Here is a 23,559-nt window from a genome sequence, read left to right on the forward strand (position 1 = left end):
TTTTACGGACGCGCCGACCTGCGCACATGACGTCGACTACTCACCGGGGATACTCAATCCATGGGGGCGGACACGCTGGTCGGCCGCGACCGCGAGCTCGCCGCGCTGCACGGCCTCGCGGAAGCCGCGATGTCCGGTGCCCCGGTCGTCGCGCTTGTCGCGGGCGAGGCGGGCATCGGCAAGTCGACCTTGCTGTCGACCTTCGCGGCGCAGTCCGGGCTACGGCTGGTGACCGGCAGCGCGTCGCAGAGCGACGGGGCGCCGGCGTTCTGGCCGTGGCGGCGGGTGCTCGACGTGCTGGCCGCGGAGACGAGCGACGCCCGGCGCTCCCACCCGTGGGATGGCGAGCTGGACGAGATGGGCACCGGCGGCAGCGCCAGCAGCCAGGACCGGTTCGCCGCGTTCACGGCCGTGGCCGACGCCGTCGACGCGGCCACGGCCGACCGTCCCACCCTCGTTGTGCTCGACGACCTGCACTGGGCCGACGCGGGATCGCTCACACTGCTGACCCACCTCGCCCGCGAGCTCCGATCGGGACGCGTGCTGATCGTCGGCTCCCTCCGGCCCGCCGAGCTCAACGCACGCCGGGAGGGCAGGGAGCTGGTGTCCGCGGTCGCGCGTCACCACCCCGGCGCCCACCTCGATCTCGACGGTCTCGGCTTCGACGACATCTCGCGCCAGCTCGAAGCGCTGCTGGGAACCGCGCCCGCGCCGGACGTCGTCGGCGGCGTGCTGCGCCGGACCGGCGGCAACCCGCTGTTCGTCCGCGAGCTCGGGTTGCTGATGCGGACCGGCGACGCGTCGGCCGTCCCCGCTCCCACGGCCGTCCGCGATGCCGTCGGCGAGCACCTCGCCGCGCTCTCCATGCCGTGCCGAGAGCTGGTGGCTGCCGCGGCCGTGGTGGGCATGGAGGTCGACCCGGCGCTGCTCGCGGCCGTCGCGGAGCTCGACGTCGCCAACGTGCTCGAAATGCTCGACGAGGCCCGCCGCAGCGGCGTGCTGGGCGAGCCGTCGACGGCCGGTCGCTACCGGTTCGCGCACGACCTTTTCCGCGAGTGCGTCGCGCTCGACATGCCGGTGAGCCGCGTCGCGACCCTGCACCTGCGGATCGCCGAACAGCTCGGGAGCGCGCGCGGCATCCGTCGGGCCAACGAGATCGCCCACCACCGCCTGGCCGCGCTCCCGATGGGCGACCACACCGCGGCCGCGTCGGCTGCCCGCGAGGCTGCGGCGCTCGCGCTGCACCGGCTCGCCTTCGAGGACGCCGCCGCGGTGCTCGACCGCGCGCTCGCCGCCGACGTGCCCGCTCCGACGCGGATCACGATCCTGCTCGACGCCGCCAGAGCGCACTACCTCGCGCAGGACGTCGCCGCGGCGATGCGGCTGTGCGCCGAGGTCGTCGAGATCGCGACCGGGATCGGTGACGTCGCCGCGATCGCCGACGCCGCGCTGGTCGCGCCGGAGGTCACCGATCCGGCCTGGAGCCCGCAGGTGCGGGAGTGGTGTTCGCAGGCGCTGCGGCTCCTTCCGCCGGCCGAGACGCCGCTGCGGGCCCGGCTGCTCGCGCGCCGCACGATCGCTGGCGCCTTCAGCTCCGACGCGGCGTCCATGGCGCACGACAGCGAGCAGGCGCTCGCCATGGCCGAGCGGGTCGCCGACGACGCCGCGCTGATCACGGCATTGCGCGCTCGCCAGCTCGCGAGATCGACGCCCGACGGGAACAGCGAGCGGATCGTCCTCGGCCGCCGCATGATCGAGCTGGGCAGCCGCAACAACGACCGCGACGCCGTGTTCTGGGGGCGGGTCTGGCGTTTCGAGGCGCTCGTCCAGTCCGGCAGGCTCGACGGGACGAAGGAGGACCTCGTCGCGCTCGACACGCTGCTGGAACAGCTGCGGCAGCCGCTGCACCGCTGGCACCTGCAGCGGGCGCAGTGCGTCGTCCGCGCGGCTCGCGGTCGGTTCGCCGCCGCCCGCCGCATGGCGCTCGACTCGCTCGACGCCCCGTCCGGCGAACCCACGATGGCCGACACCATGACGGTGATGGGCCCGTTGCTGGAGATCGCGATGCTGACCGGCGACACCGGCTTCGACCCGTGGCCGTACCTGCCGAAACCGGACGCCCGGTCCGGCGGCACGCAGCCGTACGGGCACCGGCTGGCCGAGTGGCACCTCGCCTTCGGCAGGATCGCCGACGCCGAGGAGCTCTACGACCGCCTGCCGGCAGCGGCGTCGCCCGCCGCGCCGTTCATCGCGCTGGTGGTGACCGCCTCGGCCGGTGCGGTCGCCGCCGAGCTGGGGGACGTCGACGGCGCCCGCCGCGCGTACCGCGAGCTGCTGCCGCACAAGCACCTGCACGTCGCCAGCGGTGCGGGGGTGTCGATCACCCGCGGCTCCGTCCACCACTTCCTCGGCCGCACCGCCGCCGCGACCGGCGACGTTCCACAGGCGATCGACCACTTCGCCGCCGCGTGCACGGCCAACGACGCCGCCGGGCTCACCCCGTACGCCTGCGGGTCGCGTCTGCACCTCGCCGAGCTGCTGGCCGTCCGCAACCGGGCGGGCGACCGGGACCGCGCCGCCACCGTCCTCGCCGAGTGCACCGCCGAGGCCCGACGGCTCGGCATGCGGCCCGTCACGACCGCGGCCGCCGACCTGGCCGGGCGGCTCGACGACGCCGGCGAGCTCGGCCGGCTCAGCGCCCGCCAGCTGGAGGTCGCCGAGCTCGTCGCGTCCGGCCTGACGAACCGGCAGATCGCCGACAAGCTGCACGTCTCGGTGCGGACGGCCGAGAACCACGTCCGCAACATCATGACGACGCTCGGGTTCCGCACCCGCTCCCAAATCGCCACGTGGGTCACCGAGCACGGCCAGTCGGTATGAAAATACCGGACGCTTGCTATGGTGGTATTTCTATACCGCCTACTGGCACGACTGGAGGACTTCGGTGCTGGAGCTCAAGACGCCCCGGGAGATCGACGCGATGCGCGTCACGGGCGCTTTCATCGCCGAGCTGCTCGGCGACCTGGCCGAGCGGGCACAGGTGGGGGTGAACCTGCTCGACCTCGAGCTGCGCGCCCGGAAGCTGATCGAACAGCGCGGCGCGGTGTCCTGCTACTGGGACTACGCCCCTTCGTTCGGACGCGGACCGTTCCGCAACGTCATCTGCCTCTCGGTCAACGACGCCGTGCTGCACGGGCTGCCGCACGACTACGTCCTGCGCGACGGCGATCTGCTGTCGATGGACATCGCGGTGTCGATCGACGGCTGGGTCGCCGACTCGGCCCGCAGCGTGATCATCGGAACCGCGGACCCGGACGACCGGCACCTGATCGACGCCACCGAGCGCGCCCTGACCGCCGGCATCGCCGCGGCCCGAGCCGGCAACCGCCTCGGCGACATCAGCGCCGCGATCGGCACCGTCGCCACCGCCGCCGGCTACCCGATCAACACCGAGTTCGGCGGCCACGGCCTCGGCCGCACCATGCACGAGGACCCGCACGTCCCCAACCAGGGCCGCGCCGGCCGCGGGCTGCGCCTGCGCCCCGGCCTCACCCTGGCGCTGGAGCCGTGGTTCGCCCGCGGCACCGACAAGATCGTCTACGACCCCGACGGCTGGACCATCCGCTCCGCCGACGGCTCCCGCACCGCCCACTCCGAACACACCATCGCCATCACCGACGACGGCCCGCGCATCCTGACCGTCCTCGGGTGATCGTCGCCGGCCCGGTCAGGAGACCGACCTGGTACCTGGAGCTGCCGCTCCTGCTGCTCGCCTACGCGGCCTTCGTCCTGACCCGCGCGGCGGTGGACCGGGGTGAACCGGCCGCGACGGCGAACGCGCTGCTCGTCCAGGACCTGGAACGAGCGCTCCACATCGCGATCGAGCTCCCGCTCAACCACACGATGCTCGACCAGCCGGTCGCCGTCTTCCTGACCGGCTACTTCTACCGGCTGTGTGTGCTCGCCGTGCCGGCCGTCCTGATCTGGCTCTACGTCTCGCAGCCGACGCACTACTGCCGCCTGCGCACCGTTCTGGCTGTGGCGATGCTCCTCGACGTCCTGGTCGTCTGGCTCTTCCCGGAGGCCCCGCCACGGTTCGCGCAAGCCGGCATCGTCGACCACATGGCGGCCCACGACATCCTCGGTGGTGCCGAGGCGCGCGTCCCCCGACCCGGGGTGAACCTGCTGGCGGCCATGCCGAGCATGCACGTCGCCTGGACGACCTGGTGCGCCTACGCCGTCTGGACGGCCCTGCGGCAGCAGGCTCCGCGGACGGCGTGGGCGGCGTGGCTGTTCCCGCTGCTCACGGCGTTCGTGGTGCTCGTGACCGGGCACCACTACGTGCTGGACATCCTGGCCGGGTTCGCGCTCGTTGCGCTCAGCGGTACCGCAGTTCAGACGGCACTGGGCTTCGGACGACATCGGGCTTTCGGACGACACTGCGGTTCGAACGGTGAGGTGAGCGGTGGGATCCCGGTTCGTCGGGCGGGTCGGCGAGCTCGCGGCGTTCGAGGACCTGCTGCGCCGTTCCGACGCCGACACGATCCCGGTCGCGCTGGTCGACGGCGTCGCGGGGATCGGTAAGTCGGCGTTGCTGTCGCAGTTCGCGCGTCTCGCGCAGGCGCGCGGCTGGACGGTGCTCCGGGCCAACGCGTCCCCCGCGGAGGGCGCTCCGACGTACTGGCTGTGGCACCAGGTCGTCCGCACGTTGCGGCACTCGGCCGACGACGTGCTCACCGCCCAGGATTCGACGGGGCTGCCAGCCGCGGCCGAGCGGTTCGCCATGTTCGACCGCTTCGCACGCTTCCTCGCCGACGCCGCTGCTCCCGACGGCCTGGTGCTCGTGCTGGACGACGTGCACTGGGCCGACCACGGCTCCCTCTCGCTGCTGGTCCACCTGATCACCGAGCGGCTGCCGGACCGCGTTGTTGTCGTCGCCGGCGCGCGGGCGTCCGAGCTCGGCATGCGGACTGCAGGAGCGCGGATCGCGGAGCTGGTCGGCCGGCACGGGATGCGCATCTCGCTCGACGGGCTCTCCAGCGCGGAGATCGCCGCGCAGCTGGGCGCGCTGCTCGGGCACCGTCCCGACCCGGACGTCGTCGCGGCCGTCCGGCAGCGGACGCTGGGCAACCCATTGTTCGTCCGCGAGGTCGGTCGGGGTATCGCCGCAGGTCGACGACCCGACGAGGCGCTCGCACCCGTGGTGCGCGACGCCATCCGGCAGCACCTCGCGCTGCTGCCCCGCAGCTGCCACGACGTGCTCGTGGTCGCGGCGTTGATCGACGGCGCCGTCGACGCCCGCGCGGTGGCGGCGGTCGCCGGCACGTCCGTCGAGGCTGTGCTCGGCGCGGTCGACCAGGCGGTGAAGGCCGACGTGCTGACCGTCGAGCACGATGGCCCCGGCTTCCGCCACGACCTGTTCCGGGAGACCCTGCGGGACGATCTCGCGCTGGCCGACCGCGCGGTGACGCACCTGCGGATCGCCGAGTACTGGGAGGCAGAGCGGCCGGACCGGGTGGTCGACATCGCCCGCCACCGGCTGGCCGCGGCACCGCTCGGCGACGCCGCACGCGCCGGCGCCGCGGCCCGCGACGCCGCCGAGCAAGCGCTCGCCGCGCTCGCGTTCGAGGATGCCGCAGAGCTGTACGACAGCGCCGCGGCGGTGGCAACAGATCTCCCGGCGCCTGAACGGTGTTTGCTGCTGATCACGGCAGGACGGGCACGCTATCTGTCCCACGACCCGGAGGGCGCCGTCACGACGTGCCTCGTGGCCGGTGAGCTCGCGCTCCGCTCAGGGCGCCCGGAGCTGCTCGGGAAGGCCGCGCTGGCGCTGCCCGAGCTCCCGTACGAACGGTGGCTGGCGCGGGTGGACGTCTGGTGCGACCAGGCGCTCACCGGGCTTCCCGACGCCGACAGCTCGCTGCGCGCGCAGCTGCTCGCCCAGAAGGCGCTCGCGTCGACGTTGACCAGCGGGACCGACACGTCGCTCAGCGCCGAGGCGCTCGCGATGGCCGAGCGGCTCGACGACACCGATGCGCTGCGGATCGCGCTGCGGGCCAGGCAGATGGCCCGGTCGACGCCCGACGGCCACGCCGACCGGTACCGGCTGGGCAGCGACATGATCACGCTCGGGCGGCGCACCGCCGATACCGACGCCGTGTGCTGGGGGCATCTCTGGCGCTTCGACGCGCACATGCAGGCGGGCGACACGTCCCCCGCCGAGACCGAGATCAACCGTGCGGCGCTCGTCGCGCGCGGGCTCCACCAACCCAGCACGAGCTGGCAGGTCGTCAGGAGCCAGGCCGCGCTCGCCATCGCGCGCGGCCGGTTCGACACCGCACGCACCCTCGTCGCCGCGGCCCGCGAGCTGGCCCCGGACGGCCAGCTGCGCGGCGCGGGGTGGATCCCGCAGTCGGCGCTGCTCAGCAGGCTCACCGACGACGACTACGACCCGTTCCCCGAGATGCCGTCGCTGCCCGCTGGGGACCCGCGGCGCATATACCTGTTCATCCACCTCGCGCCGTGGCTCATCGCCCGCAACCGCCTCGACGAGGCCGAGCGGATCTACGAAGCGATCCCACCGATCTCCGTCGCGCCGCAGCCGTACAACCGGTTGCTCGTCATGTGCGTGCGGGCTGCGGTCGCCGCCGCTCTCGGCGACCCCGACGGCGCACGGGCATGCCACGCGGAGCTCCACCCACACGCCGAGCTGCACGCCACCACGGGTGCCGGCCTGCTCATCTCGCTGGGCTCCGTGCACCACTTCCTGGGGCTCATCGCCGGCGCGGTGGGCGACGTCGACGACGCGATCAGCGAGCTGTCACGTGGGATCGCCGCGAACGAGGTCGCCGGCTACCGCCCGTACGTCGCGAACGGCCGCTACGAGCTGGCCGGGCTGCTGACGGACCGGGCAGGTCCCGGCGATCGCGCCGCCGGGCTCGATGCCGCGGTCCGCAGCGCGGCGGCTGCCACCGAGCTGGGCATGCCCGGCCTCGCCCGCCGCGCACAGGAGCTGGTCACAGCGCTCCGGGCCAGGAACGACAGCCCGCTCACACCGCGTCAGCGGGAGGTGGCCACGCTGGTCGCCGACGGGTTCACGAACAAGCAGATCGCCGCCAGACTGCACATCTCGGAACGCACCGCCGAGAACCACGTGCAGAGCATCCTGCTCGCGCTCGGCTTCCACAACCGCACGCAGATCGCGACCTGGCGCACCCGCCTGAACGGCTAACGTCGCGCCTCGACGATGACGTACGGCGCGGTGAAGCGGAACGAATCGGGGTCCTCGTTGATGCGCTCCAGCACCTCCATCACGTTGTGCTCGAGCGCTCCCATCAGCCCCTTCGCCTCCATCAGCGGTGCCAGCATCCGGCCGAGCGGGTGTTCGAGGAACATCTCCTGCCAGTAGACCTGCGGCGACGCAACGGAGAAGGTCAGCCGGCGGCTGTGGACGGCCACCTCGAACCCGTGGTGGCCGAAGAGACCGGCGGCCGCCACCGCGTCGTGCCACGGGAAGGCGTTGGCGATCGGGTTCGCGCCGGAGACCGGAGCGGCCGCAGCCGCGGCGGCATCGTTGATCGCGCCGAACGGTCCGCCGGGCAGCCAAGCCGAGTAGACGATCCGGGCGGCCTCGGCGGCGACCCTGGTGATCTCGGCCGCCGCGAGCGCCGGATCGGGCGCGAAGATCAGCCCGAAGTTCGAGATCAGCACGTCCGCCTGGCCGTCGGCGAGCGGGAGCCGGGCCGCCTCACCGGCGACGAACGTGACGTCGCGGCCCGCGGCGACCGCCTGCTCCCGCGCGACCTCCAGCAGCCGCGCCGCCGGGTCGACCCCGGTCACGAGCACCCCTGGCCGGGCCGCGAACAGCGCCGCGCTCCCCGTACCGCAACCGACGTCCACGACGTGTTCGCCCGCAACCGCGCCGGCGACGGCCACCACCTCCCGCGCGGCCGGGTGGAGCTGCGGGGCGATCGTCTCGAAGCTGCCGAGACCCCAGTCCAAAGTTGTCATGCTGCGGTTCTAACCGCGACGCCGGAGCCGTCACATCAGCAGGACTGCTCATTCGCGGTACCCAGATCGCTTGACCGTGCCGCCGCGGCACAGTACGCACTGGATATCCGGAAGGGGGTGAGCGGCGTGGCGTGGAGCACGCGTGAGCTCGCCGAGCTCGCCGGCACGACCCTGCGTGCGGTGCGGCACTACCACGAGGTCGGGCTGCTCCCCGAGCCGGAACGTCGTCCCAACGGCTACAAGAGCTACGCGGTGGTGCACCTCGTGCGGCTGCTGCGCATCACCCGGCTGCGGGAGCTCGGGTTCTCGGTCGCCCAGATCGCCGAGATGGGCGACACCCAGGAGCACCCGGCCGAGGCGCTGCAGAGCCTCGACGCCGAGCTCGCCGCGACGATCAAGCGGCTGCAACGCATCCGCGTCGAGCTCGCGCTGATCCTGCGCCGCGAGCTGCCGACGGCGAACGACCTCTACGACCCCGCGCAGATCGACGTGCTGGCCCGCATCGGATCGGCGCTGCAATCAGCGGCGGAGTGAAGGTCCGCGGTCAGTGCGTCAGTGCGTCAGTGCGTCAGTGCGTCAGTGCGTCAGTGCGTCAGTGCGTCAGTGCGTCAGTGCGTCAGTGCGGTGCGAGGATCGCGGCGAACCGCTCCTCGGCGAGGTCGAACTGGCTGGAGATGTGCGCCTTGACGTCGGCGGGCAGCGGGGTGTCGTCGCGCTGGACCAGCTCGCGCAGCACCGGGACCATCGGGCTGTACTTCTGCGCCGCCCGGCGAACCTTCGGCCCGACCGTGTAAAGCACCCCGACGCCGTTGTCGGTGAAGTCCGAGACCTTGATCAGCCGCGCGTAGGGGTGCTGGCCGAGACTGTCGCGCACATGCTCGCGGTACTGCTCGTCCTTGTCCCGCGAGGTCTCGTACTCGGGGTTGGTCACTGCACCTACCAGCTCGGCGACCCGTGGCCCGAAATCGCGCGACAGCACGCCGAGCGCCGCCGACGTCGGATCTTGCGGTGCGCCGCCCGCCAGCTCCTCCGGGTGGTCCTCGACGGAGTCGTGCAGCAACGCGGCCGCGAGCACGTCGACGTCGCGGACGCGGTAGTGGCACAAGATCCGCAGCGTGACGCGCAACAGGTGGTTGAGGACGGGTTCGCGGGTCCGCCGGTCGTCGCGGTGCAGGCGCTCCGCCAACCCGAACGCCCGCTCGAGGAACGCTCGGCCGGACTCGGCGAAGGATGCGATCTCGAGCTGGAACCGCTTGCGCAGCCCCTGCTCGCCATAGACCTCGGTGACGACATGCAATGGAAGGGAAAGGAAATATTTGGGCGTCAAGTCGTCCATGGCCCAGATTAACCCGCCGGCCGAATTGATTGATCGATTCGTGATGAAGTCGTCGTAGCATCCTGCCGGATGTCGGACCTGGTCGGCCGCGATCACGAGCTGGGCCTGCTCACCGCGCACCTGTCCGCCGCGCTCGGCAGCGGCGGCAGCCGTGCCGTCGTGTTCTCCGGAGAGCCGGGGATCGGCAAAACTCGTCTCGCCCGCGCGGCGGTGCACCGGGCGACCGCGCTCGGCGCCGCGTCTGTCTGGGGCCAATGCGCGGAGGGAATGCCCTACAGCTGTTGGGAGCAGGTGGCGCTGGCCTGCACCGCGATCGTCGGCGAGGACGGCTGGAGTGCCGACCTCGCGGTGCTCACCGCACAGCCCGGTGCCGACCCGCTGCCGGAGGATCGTGCCGTCGTCTTCGACACGACGACCCGCCTGGTCATGGCGGCCGCTGCCGCTGGTGGGCTGGTTCTGGTGGTCGAGGACCTGCACCACGCCGACCGCACCTCGGCCCTGCTGCTGCGCCACGTCGCGCAGGGCCTCCGGCGCCTGGGTGGACGGGTGCTGCTGATCGTGACGTGCCGCGAGCTCGAACCGGACGGCCTGCCCGGCGCCGACGTCGCAACCGATCTCGGCGCCGAGCACATCCGGCTCGGCGGGATCGACCGGCCCGCGATCCGCGCCCTGCTCGCCGCCGCCGGCGGGACCGACGTGACAGCCGCCGAGGTCGCCTGGGCAGACCGCACGACCGGCGGCAACCCGCTGCTGGTTTCGGAGGTGGGCCGGACGCTGCGTGGTGCGGCACCGTCGCTCGTCTCCCGATCCGCGGTGGCGGACCGGCTCGCCGACCTGCCGTCCGACCTCGCCGAGCTGCTCCGCGCCGCGGCCGTGCTCGGACCCGACTTCCACGTGGGCGTGCTCGCGCAGGTCGTCGACGAGCCCGCACTCGTCTGCCTCGCCGCGCTCGACTCCGCGGCCGGGCTGGGTCTGGTCGAGGCGACCAGCCTGCCGGGCCGCTACCGGTTCGCCCACGAGGCCGTGCGCGACGGGATCGAGGCCGGGCTCGCCGCCGACCAGCGGGTGCGGCTGCACCGCGCGGCCGCGCAGGGCATCGAGAGCTTCCACAGCCGCTGGCTCGAACCACACCTGTCCCGGCTGGCCCACCACTGGGCGCAGGTCGCGCCGGTCGGCGACGGAGCCGTCGCCGCCGGCTGGGCCGCGCGGGCCGCTGCCGAGGCGATGCGCAGGCTGGCGTTCGAGGAGGCGGCCCGGCTCTACCGGCTCGCGTTCGACGTCGGATCGGGGCAGCTCACCGAGCCGGAGGCGGCGGTCCTGTTGCTCGGGCTCGCCGTGGCGCTGCACAAGTCGGGTGACCTGCCCGCCAGCGCTGCGGCCTGCCAGGACGTCGCGGCGATCGCCCGGCAGCTGGCGCGGCCCGATCTGCTCGCCGAGGCCGCGCTCGTGCTCGAATCCGTCGGCGAGCCGCAGATCAACGTCGTGCTGCGCGACCTGTGCCGCGAGGCGCTGGACGGTCTCGACCACGGCGATGTCGCACTCCGCGCGCGGCTGCTCGCCCAGCTCACCGAGGCGCACGTGTACCTCGGGGAGACCGATCCGGTCGAGGCGACGAGCCAGGAGGCGATGGCGCTGGCCGAGCGGTCGGGGGACCCGGTGGCGCTCATCGCGGCGATGCGCGCTCGGCACCTCGCCGTGCGCCACCCTGACGGGAACGCGGAACGGCTCCGGCTCGCCGACCGGCTCGAAGCCGTCGCCCGCGCCGCAACACGTGCCGAGCCGACCATGTGGGCCGAGTTGTGGCGCCTGGCAGCCCGGCTCGAAACGGGCGACCTCCCGGCCGCAGCGCAAGTGCTCCCCCGGCTGGGGCGGGCCGTCGAGCGGGTGCGCACGCCGCTCGCGCGCTGGCAGCTCGCCCGCAGCGAAGCCACCGTCGCGCAGGCACTCGGCCGGTTCGACGTGGCACTGGAGCACGCGCGCGCGGCGTTCGACCTGCTCACGGACATCGGACATCCCGGCGCGCAGCACCAGTACTTCGCGGTGCGCAGCATCGTCGGGCACCACGTCGGCCCGCCGCCCGGCCTCGATGCGGAGATCACCTCGTTCACGGGCGCTTTCGGACCGTTCGCCGACTTCAGGCGGTTGGCCCGCGCGCTCGTGCTGCTCGACTCCGGCCGGTCGGACGCTGCCGCCCACGAGTACTACCACTTCGACCCGGTGCGGAGCTGGCAGCCGCCGTGGTTCCTCGCGACCGTCGGGCTCGCCATGCGGATGGTCGTCGCCGTCGGCATCGAGCAGCGCTCCGACGTAGCCGCGCTGCGTGATCTGCTGGAAGCGGAGCGCGGCAGGCACGTCACCGGCCGCAGCGGCTCCGCCGTCTACCTCGGCCCCGTCGAGCTCTACCTCGGGATGGCGGCGCGGCTGCTCGGCCGCGACGACGCGGTCGCCGACCTCGCCGCGGCCGTCACGATCGCGGATCGGGCCGGGGCCCGCCCACACGCCGTCGAGGCCCGCTGCGAGCTCGGCGCGGCGCTGCTGGCCCGGGCCGCTCCGGGCGATATCGACGCTGCGAAGGTCACGCTGACCGAGACCGTCGAAGCGGCGCGGGCGCTCGGCATGACACCGTTCCTGGAGCGGGCGCAACGCCTGCTCGACCCGCTCGGCGGCCGGGGCGACACCGGCCTGAGCGCGCGCGAACGTCAGGTCGCCGAACTGGTCGCGCGGGGCTTGAGCAACCGGGGCATCGCCGAGTCGCTCGTCATCTCCGAACGCACGGCGCAGAACCACGTCCAGCACATCCTGACGAAGCTCGGCTTCTCCTCCCGCACGCAGATCGCGACCTGGGTCGCCCAGCGGCGTGAGTAGGGCGATGAGCAATGCGGCGGATGTACCCGCCCGGCCCCGCTCCTACGGTTCCCCGACATCGCAAGAACGCACCGGAGGGAACCGAAATGACTTACGCATTGATCCAGGACAGCCCCGCCGACCTCGAGTTCCATCGAATGGTCAACAAGCGGCTCGGCGACGACCACCCCGGCTTCATCGCCCGCTTCGCCGGAAAGGTCGACGGCGGACTCCGCGTGATCTCCGTATGGGAGTCGAAGTCCGACGCCGACCGCTTCTTCACCGAACAGCTCGGCCCGCTCCTGCGGGAACTCGTCGGAGGCGATCCCGGCCGGCCGCAGGTGTCGGAGCTGAACGTCGAGGAATACCGGATCGCCTAGCCGAGGCGAGGGCAGGAAAGCCACGTTCAGGCCCCCTGAGGGCAGGAAAGTGGCTTTCCTGCCCTCAGCGAGCCGGGCGAAACGGGGCTGCGTCAGGCTGTGTACCAGAACAGGTACCCGTCGTACCGACCGTTGGACTGCCGGTAGCACTCCCAGTCGTCTGCGTGCTCACGTGCCATCGCCCGCTGCCCGAAATCGGAGCAGTCCGCGTACGTCGGGAAACCCTTGCCGAAAGGCTTCGTGATGACGCCCGCTTCGCCCGCGAGAGCCGGCGCGGCGGTCGCGCCGAGCAGCAGCACGCCGAATGCGGCCGCAACTGCGGTGCGCGCCGCCGCACGGGTCGGTGACCATTTTTGCATTCGCTGGCTCCTTTGCCGGATCATCGTCGGCACCCGTGCCGACGACCGATTCCAACACCGAGTGCGAACAGCTGGGAGACCAGATCTCGTCAAAGACCGCACGATTCCTGCCACGCGACCCGGGTGCACGGTGGGAGAATCTGCGGGTGCCGACCCGCCTCCCTGCCCTCGTCCCGGAACTGCTCGTCGAGTCGCTCGACGCGAGCCTCGCGTTCTGGCGCGACCTGTGCGGTTTCGACATCCGCTATTCCCGGCCGGAGGAGGGCTTCGCCTACCTCGAACTCGGCACCGCGCACGTCATGCTGGAAGAGACCGGTCGAGGCCGGAACTGGGTGACGGCGCACCTGCAGCGCCCGCTCGGCCGGGGGATCAACTTCCAGATCGCGGTGGCGTCGGTGGCGGATCTGGTCGATGCGTTCGAGCGGGCGTGCTGGCCGCTGTTCATGGCACCCGAGATCCGCACCTACCGCGTCGACGGCATCGAACTCGGCGTTGTGCAGTTCCTCGTGCAGGACCCGGACGGGTACCTCATCCGCTTCCAGGAACCGGGATGACGACGACGGCCTGATCTCCCGTACTTCTTCGACAGCACGATGCCCGGCCGGCCACCCGCGCAGCGGACACCCGAGCAGCAGGCACTCTCGGACCGGTCGACCTCGCCAGCACCCACCGCTGCGGCTTCTGGAACGCCGGGTGACCGACGCGGCCCGGGGGCGCCTCAGGGATCCCCCGGGCCGTTGCGCTCGGGATGGCGCGACCGGATCGGGGTGCCCAGTCCGATCAACACGACGAGCAGGAACACCGCCCCGACGGCCAGCAGCGGACCGCGCGCCCCGTGTGCCGCGACCAGCCCGGTGATCGCTGCGGCACCGAGCGGTGCGAGCGCGCTGTGCGCGGTCCAGAACGCCGACGTGACCCGTCCGAGCAGGTGGTCGGGGGTCACCGACTGGCGCAGCGACATCGACGAGATCCCTGCCAGTCCGAGGCCGAACGAGTAGCCGAAGACGGCAACGGCGAGCGTGACGGTGTCGTTGGAGAGTGCGACGACTCCGACGGCGAGGCCACAGAGGACGTAGGAGCCGAGCCAGCACGGCCCGAACCCGAGTCGGCGGCGCAGCACGGGAGTGAGCGCGGCGGCCAGCATCGTGCCGCCGCCCGCGATGCCCACGACCACACCGACGACCTGGTCGCTCTGCCCCAACCCGGCCCGCACCTGGTAGATGATCACGTCGGTCATGCCGAGCGTCAGGAAGCTGATCACCGTGAGCAGCATCGCCAGCCAGCGCAGCACCGGCGTCCGCCAGAGGAACGTGAATCCGGCGAGCAGGGTGTGGACCCCTTCGACGGCGCTTCGCCCGGACGGGAAGCGGACCACCGCGAGTGCTGTCGCCGAGATCCCGAAGGTTGCCGCGTTCACGGCGATCGCCGTGGCGGCGCCGAGCTGGCCGGAAAGGAGCCCGGCGAACATCGGGCCGATGATGAACGCGAGCGCGTTGGTCGACTCCAGCCGACTGTTCGCGACGACCACCCGGTCCTGCCCAACCAGGTTGGGCACCGCAGTGACGTAACCGACGCGGAAGATCATGCCGAACGCAGAGGTCAACGCGATCACCACGTACAGCAACCAGACCTGTGGGCCGAGCAGCCAGCTCAGCGGCACCGCCGCGAGGAGCACCGCTCTCGCCACGTCGCAGACGATCATGAGGCCCGGCGAGGGCGCCCTTGAAGAACGCGACCACCAAGCCCGCCAGGACCACCGCCGAGACCATCCGCCACGAACGCACACCCAACGAACCACCCCACAACACGCGACCCACCGCACCGACTCGCGCGGCTCACCGCTCCAAAACGCGCGACTCACCCACCCGGCAACCCCGACTCGCGCGCGGCGTAGCCCCGACTCGCGCCCAGCGTGGCCCCGACTCGCCGTGCCGGAGGAGTCGACGAACCCCTCCCCGGCTCCGCTGGCGGCCGGGACGGTGACGTTCGACGACGGATCCGGACGGCTCCCGTTCCTCCTGCCGGAGCCCTCCAAGCCGACTTTCGTCCTGGAGACACCGGTCGCCGACGCCGGGCCGCCGACCGCCCGGGACCGGTGCGTCGCGGCGGCGAATACCCACAACCCTCCTGCTGACGGTCGGACCTGGACGGCGGCGGCAACGGTGAGCACCGGGACCGCGACGCTTGTCGTCCTCACCGACGGGCAGCTCGGGAGCACCTGCGTGCAGGATCTCCTGCAGACCCGATTGGTCGACCCCGGCGCCTACCTCGCACGTGTCTTCGACGACAAGAGCGGTTGGCCCTACGACCTCCCCGGGTCCCCGTCTCTCGACGGACGGTTCGCCGTGGCAGGAAGCCTTCCCCCGGCTGGGCGGCGGCTCGAGCTCAGTGTGCTGCCCGACGGCCCGCAGCTGGAGGTGGTGGTGCAGGACGGGACGTTCGCGGCACTGCTGCCCAAGGGTGCGACCGGCGCGCTCTCCGGCCGGCCGTACATCGCCGCCCGGACCTACGACGCCGACGGGAGACTCCTCGAAGACGTCGTCATGTGATCACCGGCGGCGTTCTCCGAGCAGCCCGTCGACCACCACGTCGACGCCCGCCTTGATCCTTTCGAGCGAGTAGCCGAGCTCCCGGCGCTGGTAGAGGAAGAGGCCCGCGTCGACCAGCGCGAGCAGGGCGTCGGCGAGGTACCCGTGATCACCCCAGTCGCCGCGCGGGTCGACCTGGTGCAGGAGCGCGACGATGTGGGCGCGGGCGGTGCGGTAGGCGCCGCTGGCGAACCGCGCCGTCGCCGTGCGGATCTCGGCGACGGCGTGCAGCTCGCCGTGGCTCTCCAGGCGGTCGATGTAGGAGTGGACGAACGCGCGGATCCTCGCCTGCGGTGGCGCGCCGGGCCCGAGCGGCGGCCGGCCGGAGAGGAACGCCTCCTGGAAACGGCGCTCGTCGTCGTCTAGCAGTGCGAACGCGAGCCCACCGCGATCGCCGAAGCGGCGGTAGACGGTGCCGACCCCGACCCGGGCCTCCGCGGCGACGCGGTCCATGGACAGCGCGTCGACGCCGTCCCGTTCGAGGATCGCGGCCGCGGCCGTGAGCAGCGCCACCCGGTTGCGTGCCGCGTCGGCCCGCTCGACGACGGGCTGGCCGGCAACAGGGAGCAGGGGACGGTCGTCCGACCTCCCGCCGCTGCCTGCCACCGCGCCTCCCGTGCTGCTCGAGTCGCGACCGTACCGGAGTCGAGGATCCGGACTTGCAAGTGGAACTTTCTCCACTTAATGTAAGCGGAGAAAGTTCCACTTGACCGAAGGAGTCCACTTCCATGACCGCCACAGCACCGGCGTTCGTCGGCACGTTCACGGCCGACCCCGCGCACTCGTCGGTCACCTTCGCCGTCCGCCACATGAAGGTCTCGGTCTTCCGCGCGTTCTTCGGCGAGGTGCACGCCCGTGTCGTGGCCGACGCCGCAGGGGTCCGGCTCGAGGGCGGCGCTCTCGTCGAGTCGCTGTCCATCCGCAGCCCGAAGGAGTTCCGCGAGCACGTCGTCAACGGCAGCGACTTCTTCGATGCCGAGCACCACCCCGAGCTGACCGTCCGGTCGAGCGACGTGCGGATCGCCGACGACGGCTCCGTCGCCGTGCAGGCCGAGCTGACCATCAAGGGCGTCACCCGCCCCGTCACCGCGCGCGGCACCTACCAGCCGCCGGTCGAGGACCCGTACGGGGTCGAGCGCGCGGCGATCGAGCTCACCGCGGAGGTCGACCGGCGCGAGTGGGGCATGGGCTGGCAGGCCCCGATGCCCGGCGGCGGCGACGTCCTCGCCTACGACGTGCAGCTCAGCGCCCACCTCGAGCTGGTCAGGGAGTCATGACCATGAGGGTGCTCGGGGTGAGCGGCAGCATCCGGCGCGGGTCGTTCAACCGGCGGCTGCTGATGGCCGCGGCTGCCGAGCTGCCCGGCGCGGCGACGCTCGACCTGTCGTTCAGAATCGATCGGATCCCGCCGTACGACGAGGACGCGCCGGCTCCCGAGCCGGTGCGGGCCATGCGCGCAGCGATCGCTGCGGCCGACGCCGTGCTGATCGCCACCCCGGAGTACAACTCCTCGGTGCCGGGCCAGCTCAAGAACGCCCTGGACTGGGCGTCGCGGCCGTTCCCGGCGAACGCGCTGCGCCACAAACCGGTGGCCGTGGTCGGGGCGTCCACGGGCATGTTCGGCGCCATCTGGGCGCAGGCCGAGCTGCGCAAGGTGCTGCGGACCACCGGCGCCGAGGTCATCGACGACGAGCTCGCGGTCGGGTGGGCGCACGATGCCTTCGCTCCCGACAACACACTGGCCGACCCGCAGCAGCGGGCAGCGCTCGCCGCGCTGCTCGAACGCCTGCTGGTGGCGACCGGGGCGGTGTGCCGCGCGTGAACGCAGGTGGACGGTCAGGCGCGCCCTCGCGCCATCGAGATGAGCCGGTCGAGGATCCGCCCGCCGTCGGCCCGCAGTCCGTTGTGCTCGTACTCGTTGGTCACCCACGGTCGGAGGCCGCGGACCTGCGCCGCGGTCTCCATCGAGAACCGGTGCTCGACGTAGATGTCGTCGAGGTAGACCGCGGCGGAGGTCGGCACCCCGTTGTGGGCGAGGACGTCGTCGTCGTAGAGCCTCGGCCACTCGTGCTCGGCGAGCAGCTGCGCCGCCTCGCGCAGCGGTGCGAGCTCGCGGAAATCGTCGAGCAACCACGGGAAGACGTGCTCGCCGGTGAGCAGCTCAGGACGCTGCTCGTACTCCGCGGGCAACACCCGCTCGGCCGACCAGCGGGTGGCGTGCCCGTCGGCGTAGCTCGATTCGTGCAGCACCACGTAGATCGGGTTGCGGCCGTTGAAGGGCGCCATCGCCTCGACGTCGTGCAGGAACGCGGGCGAGTCGAACGGCCGCTCCAGCAGGTAGTGCAGGTGCTCGGCGCCCTCGCTCTGGCCGAGCACGCTGCCGAGTTGGCGCAACCGCCGCGACGTCAGCCGGTCGCCGCCCGGGAGCCGCACGTCCTCGGCGTCGAGCCGGGCGACGAGGTCGCGCACGCGCCGGAGATCGGCCGGGTAGCGCTCGAAGTAGCGCCGGTTGCGTTCGAGCACACGCTCGAACGTCGCCGCGTAGATCTCGTCGGGATGCCGGCTGATCGGGGACAACCCGCCGGTGAAGAACGCCTCACGGAGCCCGTGCGGCGCCTTGCTCAAGTACGTGAGGGAGGTGAACCCGCCGAACGACTGGCCGAGCAGGCTCCACCGCTCGACGCCCAGGGCGGCGCGGATGAGCTCGGCGTCGGCGACGATCGAGTCGGCCCGGAAGTGCGTGAGGTACTCGGCCTGCTGCTGCGGGGTCATCCCCGGCAGCGTGCCCACCGGCGTCGACAGGCCGGTGCCGCGCTGGTCGAGCATCAGCACCCGGAACTCCCGCAGCGCCCGCTCCAGCCACCCCGGCGACGACGGGTTGCGGGTCGGGCGGGGCGCCTCCTGCCCCGGCCCGCCCTGGAGGAAGACGAGGAACGGCCGGTCGCGCCCGTCCGGATCGGCCACCTCTCTCGCGAAGACGCTGATCGTGGGCCCGTCGGGGGCGGCGTGGTCCAGCGGCACCTCGAACGTGTGCTCGGTGAGGACCAGCCCGTGCGTCCGGAAGATCGGCGGCATGGCCCTACTCTGCCTTGCCGGCGCCGAGCCGCAGGTGGGGCGGTCTCAGGACGAGCCGATCACCCCGCCGCGCCGCCGTGCCACACGCGTGTTGCCCGAGTCCGTGCTCATCCGCCCCGCTCCGTCCATGCCGCTGTTGACTGCTGCGGCAGGGTCGCGCGAGCACCATGCAATCGGCATGCATCGCTCGTGGCTTGCGGTTCAGCGGGTGTCGATCAGCTCGACGGTGTGCGCCTCGGTCGGGTCGGGCGCCTCCCACTTCGCCGCCAGACGCGCGATCACCGAGGCCGGAACGGGCCGGTCGCGGGCGTTGTTGCGCGCGTGCAGGGCGGCGGGCGGGGCTTCGAGGCCGATCAGCGTGATCTTCGCGTGGTAGTCGGCGGCCAGGCCGATGCAACGGTCGCGCATCTGCCGCGAGACGTTCGTGGCGTTCCAGACGAACCGTTCCCGGCGGCGCAGGTGGCCGCGGGCCGCGTCGAAGGCCGCCGCGGCGACCCGGCGCTGGTCGCCGGCCGGGTCGACGCCGAGTTGTTCGCGGATGGCGTCGAGGCTGACGACCGGCCAGCCCGGGCGGTGCGTGCGGATGAAGTGGTCCTTCCCCGTGCCCGGCAGCCCGGACATGACGGTCACCTCGACACGCGTGTCGTCGTATGCGGCGTAGCCCGGGTCGCGGCCGGGGGTGCGGAAGTACTGGAACCGGGCGTGGTCGGAGGCGAAGGCGAGCGGCCGGTCGAGGCAGCCGAGCTCGCGGGCGTACTCCCGGTACAGCGCGATGTTCTCCAGCACCTCTCCGCGATCGCCGCAGATCCGGCCCTCGATGTCGGCAGTCGCGAGCGTCGCCAGGTCGTCGTTGCTCGCGAGCAGGCTCACGCGGATCACGATGCGTTCCAGGTCGGGTCGCTCCAGCGCCCAGAACGGCACCTGGTGGTGGCGCACCAGCGCGGCGACGTGCTCCCGCCAGCGCGGCGGCGCGCCCATCTCCCAGAGCACCTTGCGGGCCATGAGATCGCCGGCGCGGGAATGGCCGTGCGCGGTGATGCGATCGCCGTCGACCTGCGTCCGGAACGGCTTGGCGGAATCGTGCAGCAGCACCGCGGCGAACAGCAGTGTCCGCTCGCTCTCCGGGCGGTCCCGCCATCCGCGGATCCGGGTGAGCGCCTCGCACGCCATGCGCGTGTGGATGGCGACGTCGCCTTCCGCGTGGTGGACGGCGTCCTGCGGCACCCCGTCCATTGCGCGCACCCAGTCGAACGCCGCATGCACGGCCGGCCAGTCGAGCGTCCACGTCGGAGGCTTCGGGCACAGCTCGTCAAAGACCCGCATGGATCCCCCCATACATCGCTGCCGGGTCCGCGAGCCGGTTCGGGAGGATCGGCCGGTCCTGCCAATGGCTACCGGAATCGAGCACCGCCGTCAGGAATGTCGGGCGCACCCATTTGAACCGGGCGACGGTCCGCTCGGCCTCCTCGACCTTGATGTAGAGGCCCTCCATGTTGTTGTCGGCGTCGGTTTCCCCAGCGACGGCAGCGGGGTCCTGTCCGCTTTCTCGCGCCGTCTCGACCAGCACGTCACGCCAACGCGGCGTCCGGCAGGTCGATGGCCCGACCAGCGCCGTCAGCGCTTTCACCGACGGCAGGGTGCCCTCGTGCAGAACAGGGACCGATACGACCGGAACACCGGAGAGGATCTCGCGCCGGGCGGGCGTCGAAAGGAACTCGCCGCTCTTGCGGTCGAGCAGGTCGAACTCGCAGAAGTAGTGCGGCAAAGCGTCGTAGAAGACGGTGTGCTTGGCGTAGAGCCACTCGCCGTACAGCACGAAGCGCGTGCCGATACTGCTCCACAGCGCCTGTTGATGCACCGCCGCCCAGGCTTTGAGCTGCGCGAACTGCCGCTCCCGCGGCCCACCGCTCAGGAAATGGCCTCGGCTCTGCAACAGCAGGGCACCGGATTCGTCGAAGCTGATGCCGGCGTTGGCACCGTCGAGCTTCTCCTCGACGACGAGGTGCCGACCTTCGATCTCCGCGAACGGCACCGAGTCGAGATCCTCGTCGCCGGGCTGGCGACGGGATCCCTCCAGGTGCGGGGTCCGCGGATACTTGATCAGCACATGTCTATGAAGCCGCAATTCCGAGCTCGGCGCCACGGGTTTCCGCGAGCAGGTCGAGCATCTCCGACCACGACAATTCCACGGTGTCGTCCGAACGCAGCCGCTCGTGCGGGTCGACGAGCTCGGCGACGGCGTCGGCCACCCACGTGCTTCCGGCGTCGAGCAGGATGACCGGGCGGACCCCACGTCGTCTGGCGTGCTCGCGGGTCGCGGACAGCAAACGCAGTGCGTCCCGGCCCTGCCCGAGCCGGGCCAGCGCCAGCGCGCCGAGGTGCAGCGCGCCGAGCGCGCTCGGGAGATCGGCCTCGCGCTCGTAGTGGACCGCGGCCTCCCGCAACAACGCCATCTCGTCGGCGGGGTCGGCGCAGAGTGCCGGATGGCGCAGCCTCGCGACGGCGATCGTTGCCATCCGCGTCGCTGCCATGCAGCCGGTCACCTCCGGCCACGGACCGGCGATGGCCGTGGCGACGGCGTCCTCGTCGCCGGCGATGTGGGCTTGTACAAGCAACGCCGCCTTGTGCCAGACCGAGGCCAGCCCGACCACCCAGTCGTGCCCGTGCGCCGCGGCGACGACGGCCGCCCGCTCGGCCAGCTCCAACGCAGTGTCGACCCGGCCGAGCAGCAGCGCCCCGATCGCGACGTGGGTCATCCCCTCGCTGTAGGCGGCCGTATCCGCGTCGTCCCCGATGAGAGCCAGCTCGCGCAGGGCTTCGGCGTGCCGGTCGGTCGCCGCCGCGACGTCGCCGGCGGAGAGCTCGAGGACGCTCAGCACCGCACCGAGCCGGGCCCGGTCGCACGCGTCACGTGCCACGCCCAGCGCGGCGCGGACGATCTCCCCGGCCTCGGCGTTGGGGACGCACCGACCCCAGAACAGCCACAGGTTCGCGACCGTGCGGACGGCCTGCGCGGGCTCGTGTTCGAGGTCGTGGGTTATGCCGGCACGCAGGTTCGGCAGCTCACGCGTCAGCCGCGTCAGATGCCATCCCGCGTCCTGCCGCCGGATCGCCCAGAGCGCCTCTGCCGCGAGCGTGCGCACCCAGCGGGCGTGCGCCGCGCGCGAGCGGTGCCGGTCGGGGTCGATCGAACGGCAGAACGCGCGGATGCTCTCCAGCAACCGGTAGCGGGTCGGGACGACGGTCGTGTCGGCCGCGACCACCGACTGCGTCACCAACGCCGACATCGACTCCAGCGCGTCGACACCCGACTGCTCTCCCTGCGCGACGGCCTCCGCGGCGTCGAGCGTGAACCCGCCTTCGAACGGCCACAACCGCACCAGCATCTCCCGGTCGCGTGGTGCGAGCAGATCGACGCTCCACGCGATCGACGCCTCCAGCGTGGAGTGCGGCGATACGGTGCCCTGCAACGTCCGCCCCAGCACGGCGAACCGGTCGGCCAGCCGGTCCGCTATCTCCTCGAGCCCGAGCACGCCGGTGCGAGCGGCGGCCAGCTCGATCGCCAGCGGCAGCCCGTCCAGTGCGGCGCAGATCCGCAGCACGGCTTCCCGGTCGCCGTCGCCGGGGGTCCAGCCGGGTCGGCGCGAGCGGATGCGGTCGACGACGAGCGTCACCGCCGGGCCGGCGGTCCCGTCGGGCTCGGTGACCGCGAGCGGCTCGATCGGCACCACGACCTCGCCCTCGACGCCCAACGGCGTCCGGCTGGTCGTCAACACCAGCACGCCGGGGCACCGCGCCATCACGTCGAGCACGAGCCGGGCCGTCGCAGCGACCACGTGCTCGCAGTTGTCCAGCACGAGCACGCCGGTCGCGGAGGACAGCGCGGCCAGCATCGCCTCCGTCCGGTCGCCTGTCGTCGCGCCCATCCCGACGGCAGTCGCCACGACGCTCGGGAGGTCGCGCGCGTCGGCGACGTCGGCGAGCCGCGCGAACCACACCGCGCCCAGTGCCGACCGGCTGGAGAGGAACTCCACGAGCGTGCGGGTCTTGCCCACACCGGCCGGCCCGACCAACGTCACCAGCGGCGCCGACGCGAGCTCGGTCCCGATGGCGGCGACCTGCGCTTCGCGGCCCACGAAGGAGGTCAGCGGCCGCCGGACCGGTCGAGGGCCCGCCGCCGGACGGACCGGCGCCGCGTGCAGCGCCGCGTCGTGGGCCAGGATCTGCCGCTCGACCTGCTGCAGCTCGTGTCCCGGGTCGGCGCCGAGTTCCTCGGCGAGCAGCCCGCGCACCCGCCGCAGCACGGCCAGGGCGTCGCCCTGGCGTCCGGATCGGTAGAGCGCGGTCGCGAGCAGCACCCACCGCCGCTCGCGCAGCGGCGCCGATCGCACCAGCTCCTCCAGCTCGGCCACGGCCGTCGTCGCGTCGCCGCAGGCCAGCCGGGCCGCCGCCAGCTCCTCGCCCGCGACGTCGTGCAGCTCGACCAGCCGGCTGCGGGGGGCCGCGACGAGCTCGGCGTCGCCGAGGTCGGCGAACGGTCGGCCATGCCACTGGCCGATGGCCTCGCCGAAGAGCTTCGACGCCTCGACCGCCGATCCGGCGCTCATCGCGCGGCGCCCGTCCTCCACCATGGCCGCGAAGGAGGACGCGTCGACATCGGAGTCGCGGACGTCGAGGAGGTAGCCGCCGGGCGCCCGGCACACGACGTGTCGGTGCTCCACGCCGAGCGCCGAGCGCAGCCGCGACATGTACGCCTGCACCGCGACACCGGCCCGCGCCGGCGGACGGCCCGCCCAGGCTGCGTCGGCGAGCCTGTCGTCGGGCACGGGATGGCGCGGGTCGACCAGCAGGGCCGTCACGAGCCTGCGGGGCACGGGACCGCCCAGATCACGCGCGCTGCCGTCCACCTCGATCGCGGTGGCGCCCAACACCCGGCACACCAGCACGAATGCACTGTACAAGCCGCC

The 23,559-nt window shown here is 72.4% G+C and carries 19 protein-coding genes and 1 pseudogene; 11 read left to right on the forward strand and 9 right to left on the reverse strand.

Annotated features, from left to right (window positions below; all coding sequences use genetic code 11):
• The first annotated feature begins 60 nt into the window (after positions 1 to 60).
• The 4 genes from LL648_RS37980 to LL648_RS37995 all read left to right on the forward strand — a co-directional run bounded on the left by LL648_RS37980 (position 61) and on the right by LL648_RS37995 (position 7,231).
• The gene (locus LL648_RS37980) at positions 61 to 2,880 is read left to right on the forward strand and encodes an ATP-binding protein (protein WP_232667756.1); all 2,820 of its coding nucleotides are present in this window, start codon (positions 61 to 63) and stop codon (positions 2,878 to 2,880) included.
• A 64-nt stretch (positions 2,881 to 2,944) separates the two neighbouring features.
• Positions 2,945 to 3,712, forward strand: a complete 768-nt coding sequence (gene map / locus LL648_RS37985; protein ID WP_232667757.1) for a type I methionyl aminopeptidase — start codon at positions 2,945 to 2,947, stop codon at positions 3,710 to 3,712.
• Complete coding sequence (locus LL648_RS37990; RefSeq protein WP_232667758.1) at positions 3,709 to 4,584, forward strand: phosphatase PAP2 family protein; 876 nt, start codon at positions 3,709 to 3,711, stop codon at positions 4,582 to 4,584. The genes map and LL648_RS37990 overlap by 4 nt, the downstream gene beginning before the upstream one ends.
• A complete protein-coding gene (locus LL648_RS37995; protein WP_232667759.1) occupies positions 4,466 to 7,231 on the forward strand; it encodes an ATP-binding protein in 2,766 nt (921 codons plus the stop codon). The genes LL648_RS37990 and LL648_RS37995 overlap by 119 nt, the downstream gene beginning before the upstream one ends.
• Here the strand turns inward: LL648_RS37995 and LL648_RS38000 are convergent.
• Positions 7,228 to 8,010 carry a class I SAM-dependent methyltransferase gene (locus tag LL648_RS38000; protein ID WP_232667760.1) on the reverse strand — a complete coding sequence of 261 codons (783 nt, stop codon included), beginning with the start codon at positions 8,008 to 8,010 and terminating at the stop codon, positions 7,228 to 7,230. The two genes, LL648_RS37995 and LL648_RS38000, sit on opposite strands and share 4 nt — an antisense overlap.
• 126 nt (positions 8,011 to 8,136) lie before the next feature.
• Here LL648_RS38000 and LL648_RS38005 point away from each other — a divergent pair.
• A pseudogene (locus LL648_RS38005) lies at positions 8,137 to 8,466 on the forward strand (MerR family transcriptional regulator); the annotation flags it as partial.
• Between the two features lie 160 nt (positions 8,467 to 8,626).
• Here LL648_RS38005 and LL648_RS38010 read toward each other — a convergent pair.
• The gene (locus tag LL648_RS38010; protein ID WP_232667762.1) at positions 8,627 to 9,442 is read right to left on the reverse strand and encodes an HD domain-containing protein; all 816 of its coding nucleotides are present in this window, start codon (positions 9,440 to 9,442) and stop codon (positions 8,627 to 8,629) included.
• Between LL648_RS38010 and LL648_RS38015 the strand changes: the two genes are divergently transcribed.
• Together LL648_RS38015 and LL648_RS38020 are read left to right on the forward strand one after the other, a co-directional pair.
• Positions 9,416 to 12,211, forward strand: a complete 2,796-nt coding sequence (locus LL648_RS38015; RefSeq protein ID WP_232667763.1) for an ATP-binding protein — start codon at positions 9,416 to 9,418, stop codon at positions 12,209 to 12,211. The two genes, LL648_RS38010 and LL648_RS38015, sit on opposite strands and share 27 nt — an antisense overlap.
• Before the next feature lie 86 nt (positions 12,212 to 12,297).
• Complete coding sequence (locus LL648_RS38020; protein ID WP_232667765.1) at positions 12,298 to 12,570, forward strand: hypothetical protein; 273 nt, start codon at positions 12,298 to 12,300, stop codon at positions 12,568 to 12,570.
• Between the two features lie 92 nt (positions 12,571 to 12,662).
• On the opposite strand, the gene LL648_RS38025 is transcribed toward LL648_RS38020, so the two are convergent.
• Positions 12,663 to 12,929 (reverse strand): hypothetical protein, encoded by a 267-nt coding sequence (locus tag LL648_RS38025; protein ID WP_232667767.1) that lies wholly within the window; start codon positions 12,927 to 12,929, stop codon positions 12,663 to 12,665.
• Positions 12,930 to 13,075: 146 nt separating this feature from the next.
• On the opposite strand from LL648_RS38025, the gene LL648_RS38030 reads away from it, so the two are divergent.
• Entirely contained in the window at positions 13,076 to 13,483 is a 408-nt protein-coding gene (locus LL648_RS38030; protein ID WP_232667768.1) for a bleomycin resistance protein, read from the forward strand.
• Positions 13,484 to 13,647: 164 nt separating this feature from the next.
• Here the strand turns inward: LL648_RS38030 and LL648_RS38035 are convergent, their stop codons facing one another.
• Positions 13,648 to 14,616 (reverse strand): MFS transporter, encoded by a 969-nt coding sequence (locus LL648_RS38035; protein WP_232667770.1) that lies wholly within the window; start codon positions 14,614 to 14,616, stop codon positions 13,648 to 13,650.
• Positions 14,617 to 14,857: 241 nt separating this feature from the next.
• Here LL648_RS38035 and LL648_RS38040 point away from each other — a divergent pair, with 241 nt between their 5' ends.
• Complete coding sequence (locus LL648_RS38040) at positions 14,858 to 15,478, forward strand: hypothetical protein (protein WP_232667771.1); 621 nt, start codon at positions 14,858 to 14,860, stop codon at positions 15,476 to 15,478.
• Here LL648_RS38040 and LL648_RS38045 read toward each other — a convergent pair whose 3' ends face one another.
• Entirely contained in the window at positions 15,479 to 16,123 is a 645-nt protein-coding gene (locus LL648_RS38045; protein ID WP_232667773.1) for a TetR/AcrR family transcriptional regulator, read from the reverse strand.
• A 122-nt stretch (positions 16,124 to 16,245) separates the two neighbouring features.
• Between LL648_RS38045 and LL648_RS38050 the strand changes: the two genes are divergently transcribed.
• Both LL648_RS38050 and LL648_RS38055 read left to right on the forward strand, forming a co-directional pair.
• Entirely contained in the window at positions 16,246 to 16,794 is a 549-nt protein-coding gene (locus tag LL648_RS38050; RefSeq protein WP_232667774.1) for a YceI family protein, read from the forward strand.
• On the forward strand, positions 16,791 to 17,339 hold the full coding sequence (locus LL648_RS38055) for an NADPH-dependent FMN reductase (RefSeq protein ID WP_232667775.1): 549 nt from the start codon (positions 16,791 to 16,793) through the stop codon (positions 17,337 to 17,339). The genes LL648_RS38050 and LL648_RS38055 overlap by 4 nt, the downstream gene beginning before the upstream one ends.
• A 14-nt stretch (positions 17,340 to 17,353) precedes the next feature.
• Here LL648_RS38055 and LL648_RS38060 read toward each other — a convergent pair whose 3' ends face one another.
• From LL648_RS38060 to LL648_RS38075, 4 genes are all read right to left on the reverse strand, one after another.
• A complete protein-coding gene (locus tag LL648_RS38060) occupies positions 17,354 to 18,592 on the reverse strand; it encodes an alpha/beta fold hydrolase (RefSeq protein ID WP_232667776.1) in 1,239 nt (412 codons plus the stop codon).
• Positions 18,593 to 18,793: 201 nt separating this feature from the next.
• On the reverse strand, positions 18,794 to 19,915 hold the full coding sequence (locus LL648_RS38065; protein WP_232667778.1) for an AAA family ATPase: 1,122 nt from the start codon (positions 19,913 to 19,915) through the stop codon (positions 18,794 to 18,796).
• Positions 19,902 to 20,699, reverse strand: a complete 798-nt coding sequence (locus LL648_RS38070; RefSeq protein ID WP_232667780.1) for an RNA ligase family protein — start codon at positions 20,697 to 20,699, stop codon at positions 19,902 to 19,904. Before LL648_RS38070 ends, LL648_RS38065 begins: the two co-directional genes overlap by 14 nt.
• 4 nt (positions 20,700 to 20,703) lie before the next feature.
• A complete protein-coding gene (locus LL648_RS38075) occupies positions 20,704 to 23,538 on the reverse strand; it encodes an ATP-binding protein (RefSeq protein ID WP_232667781.1) in 2,835 nt (944 codons plus the stop codon).
• Positions 23,539 to 23,559 lie beyond the last annotated feature (21 nt).

This window comes from Pseudonocardia sp. TRM90224, assembly GCF_021245725.1.
Classification (GTDB): Bacteria; Actinomycetota; Actinomycetes; order Mycobacteriales; family Pseudonocardiaceae; genus Pseudonocardia.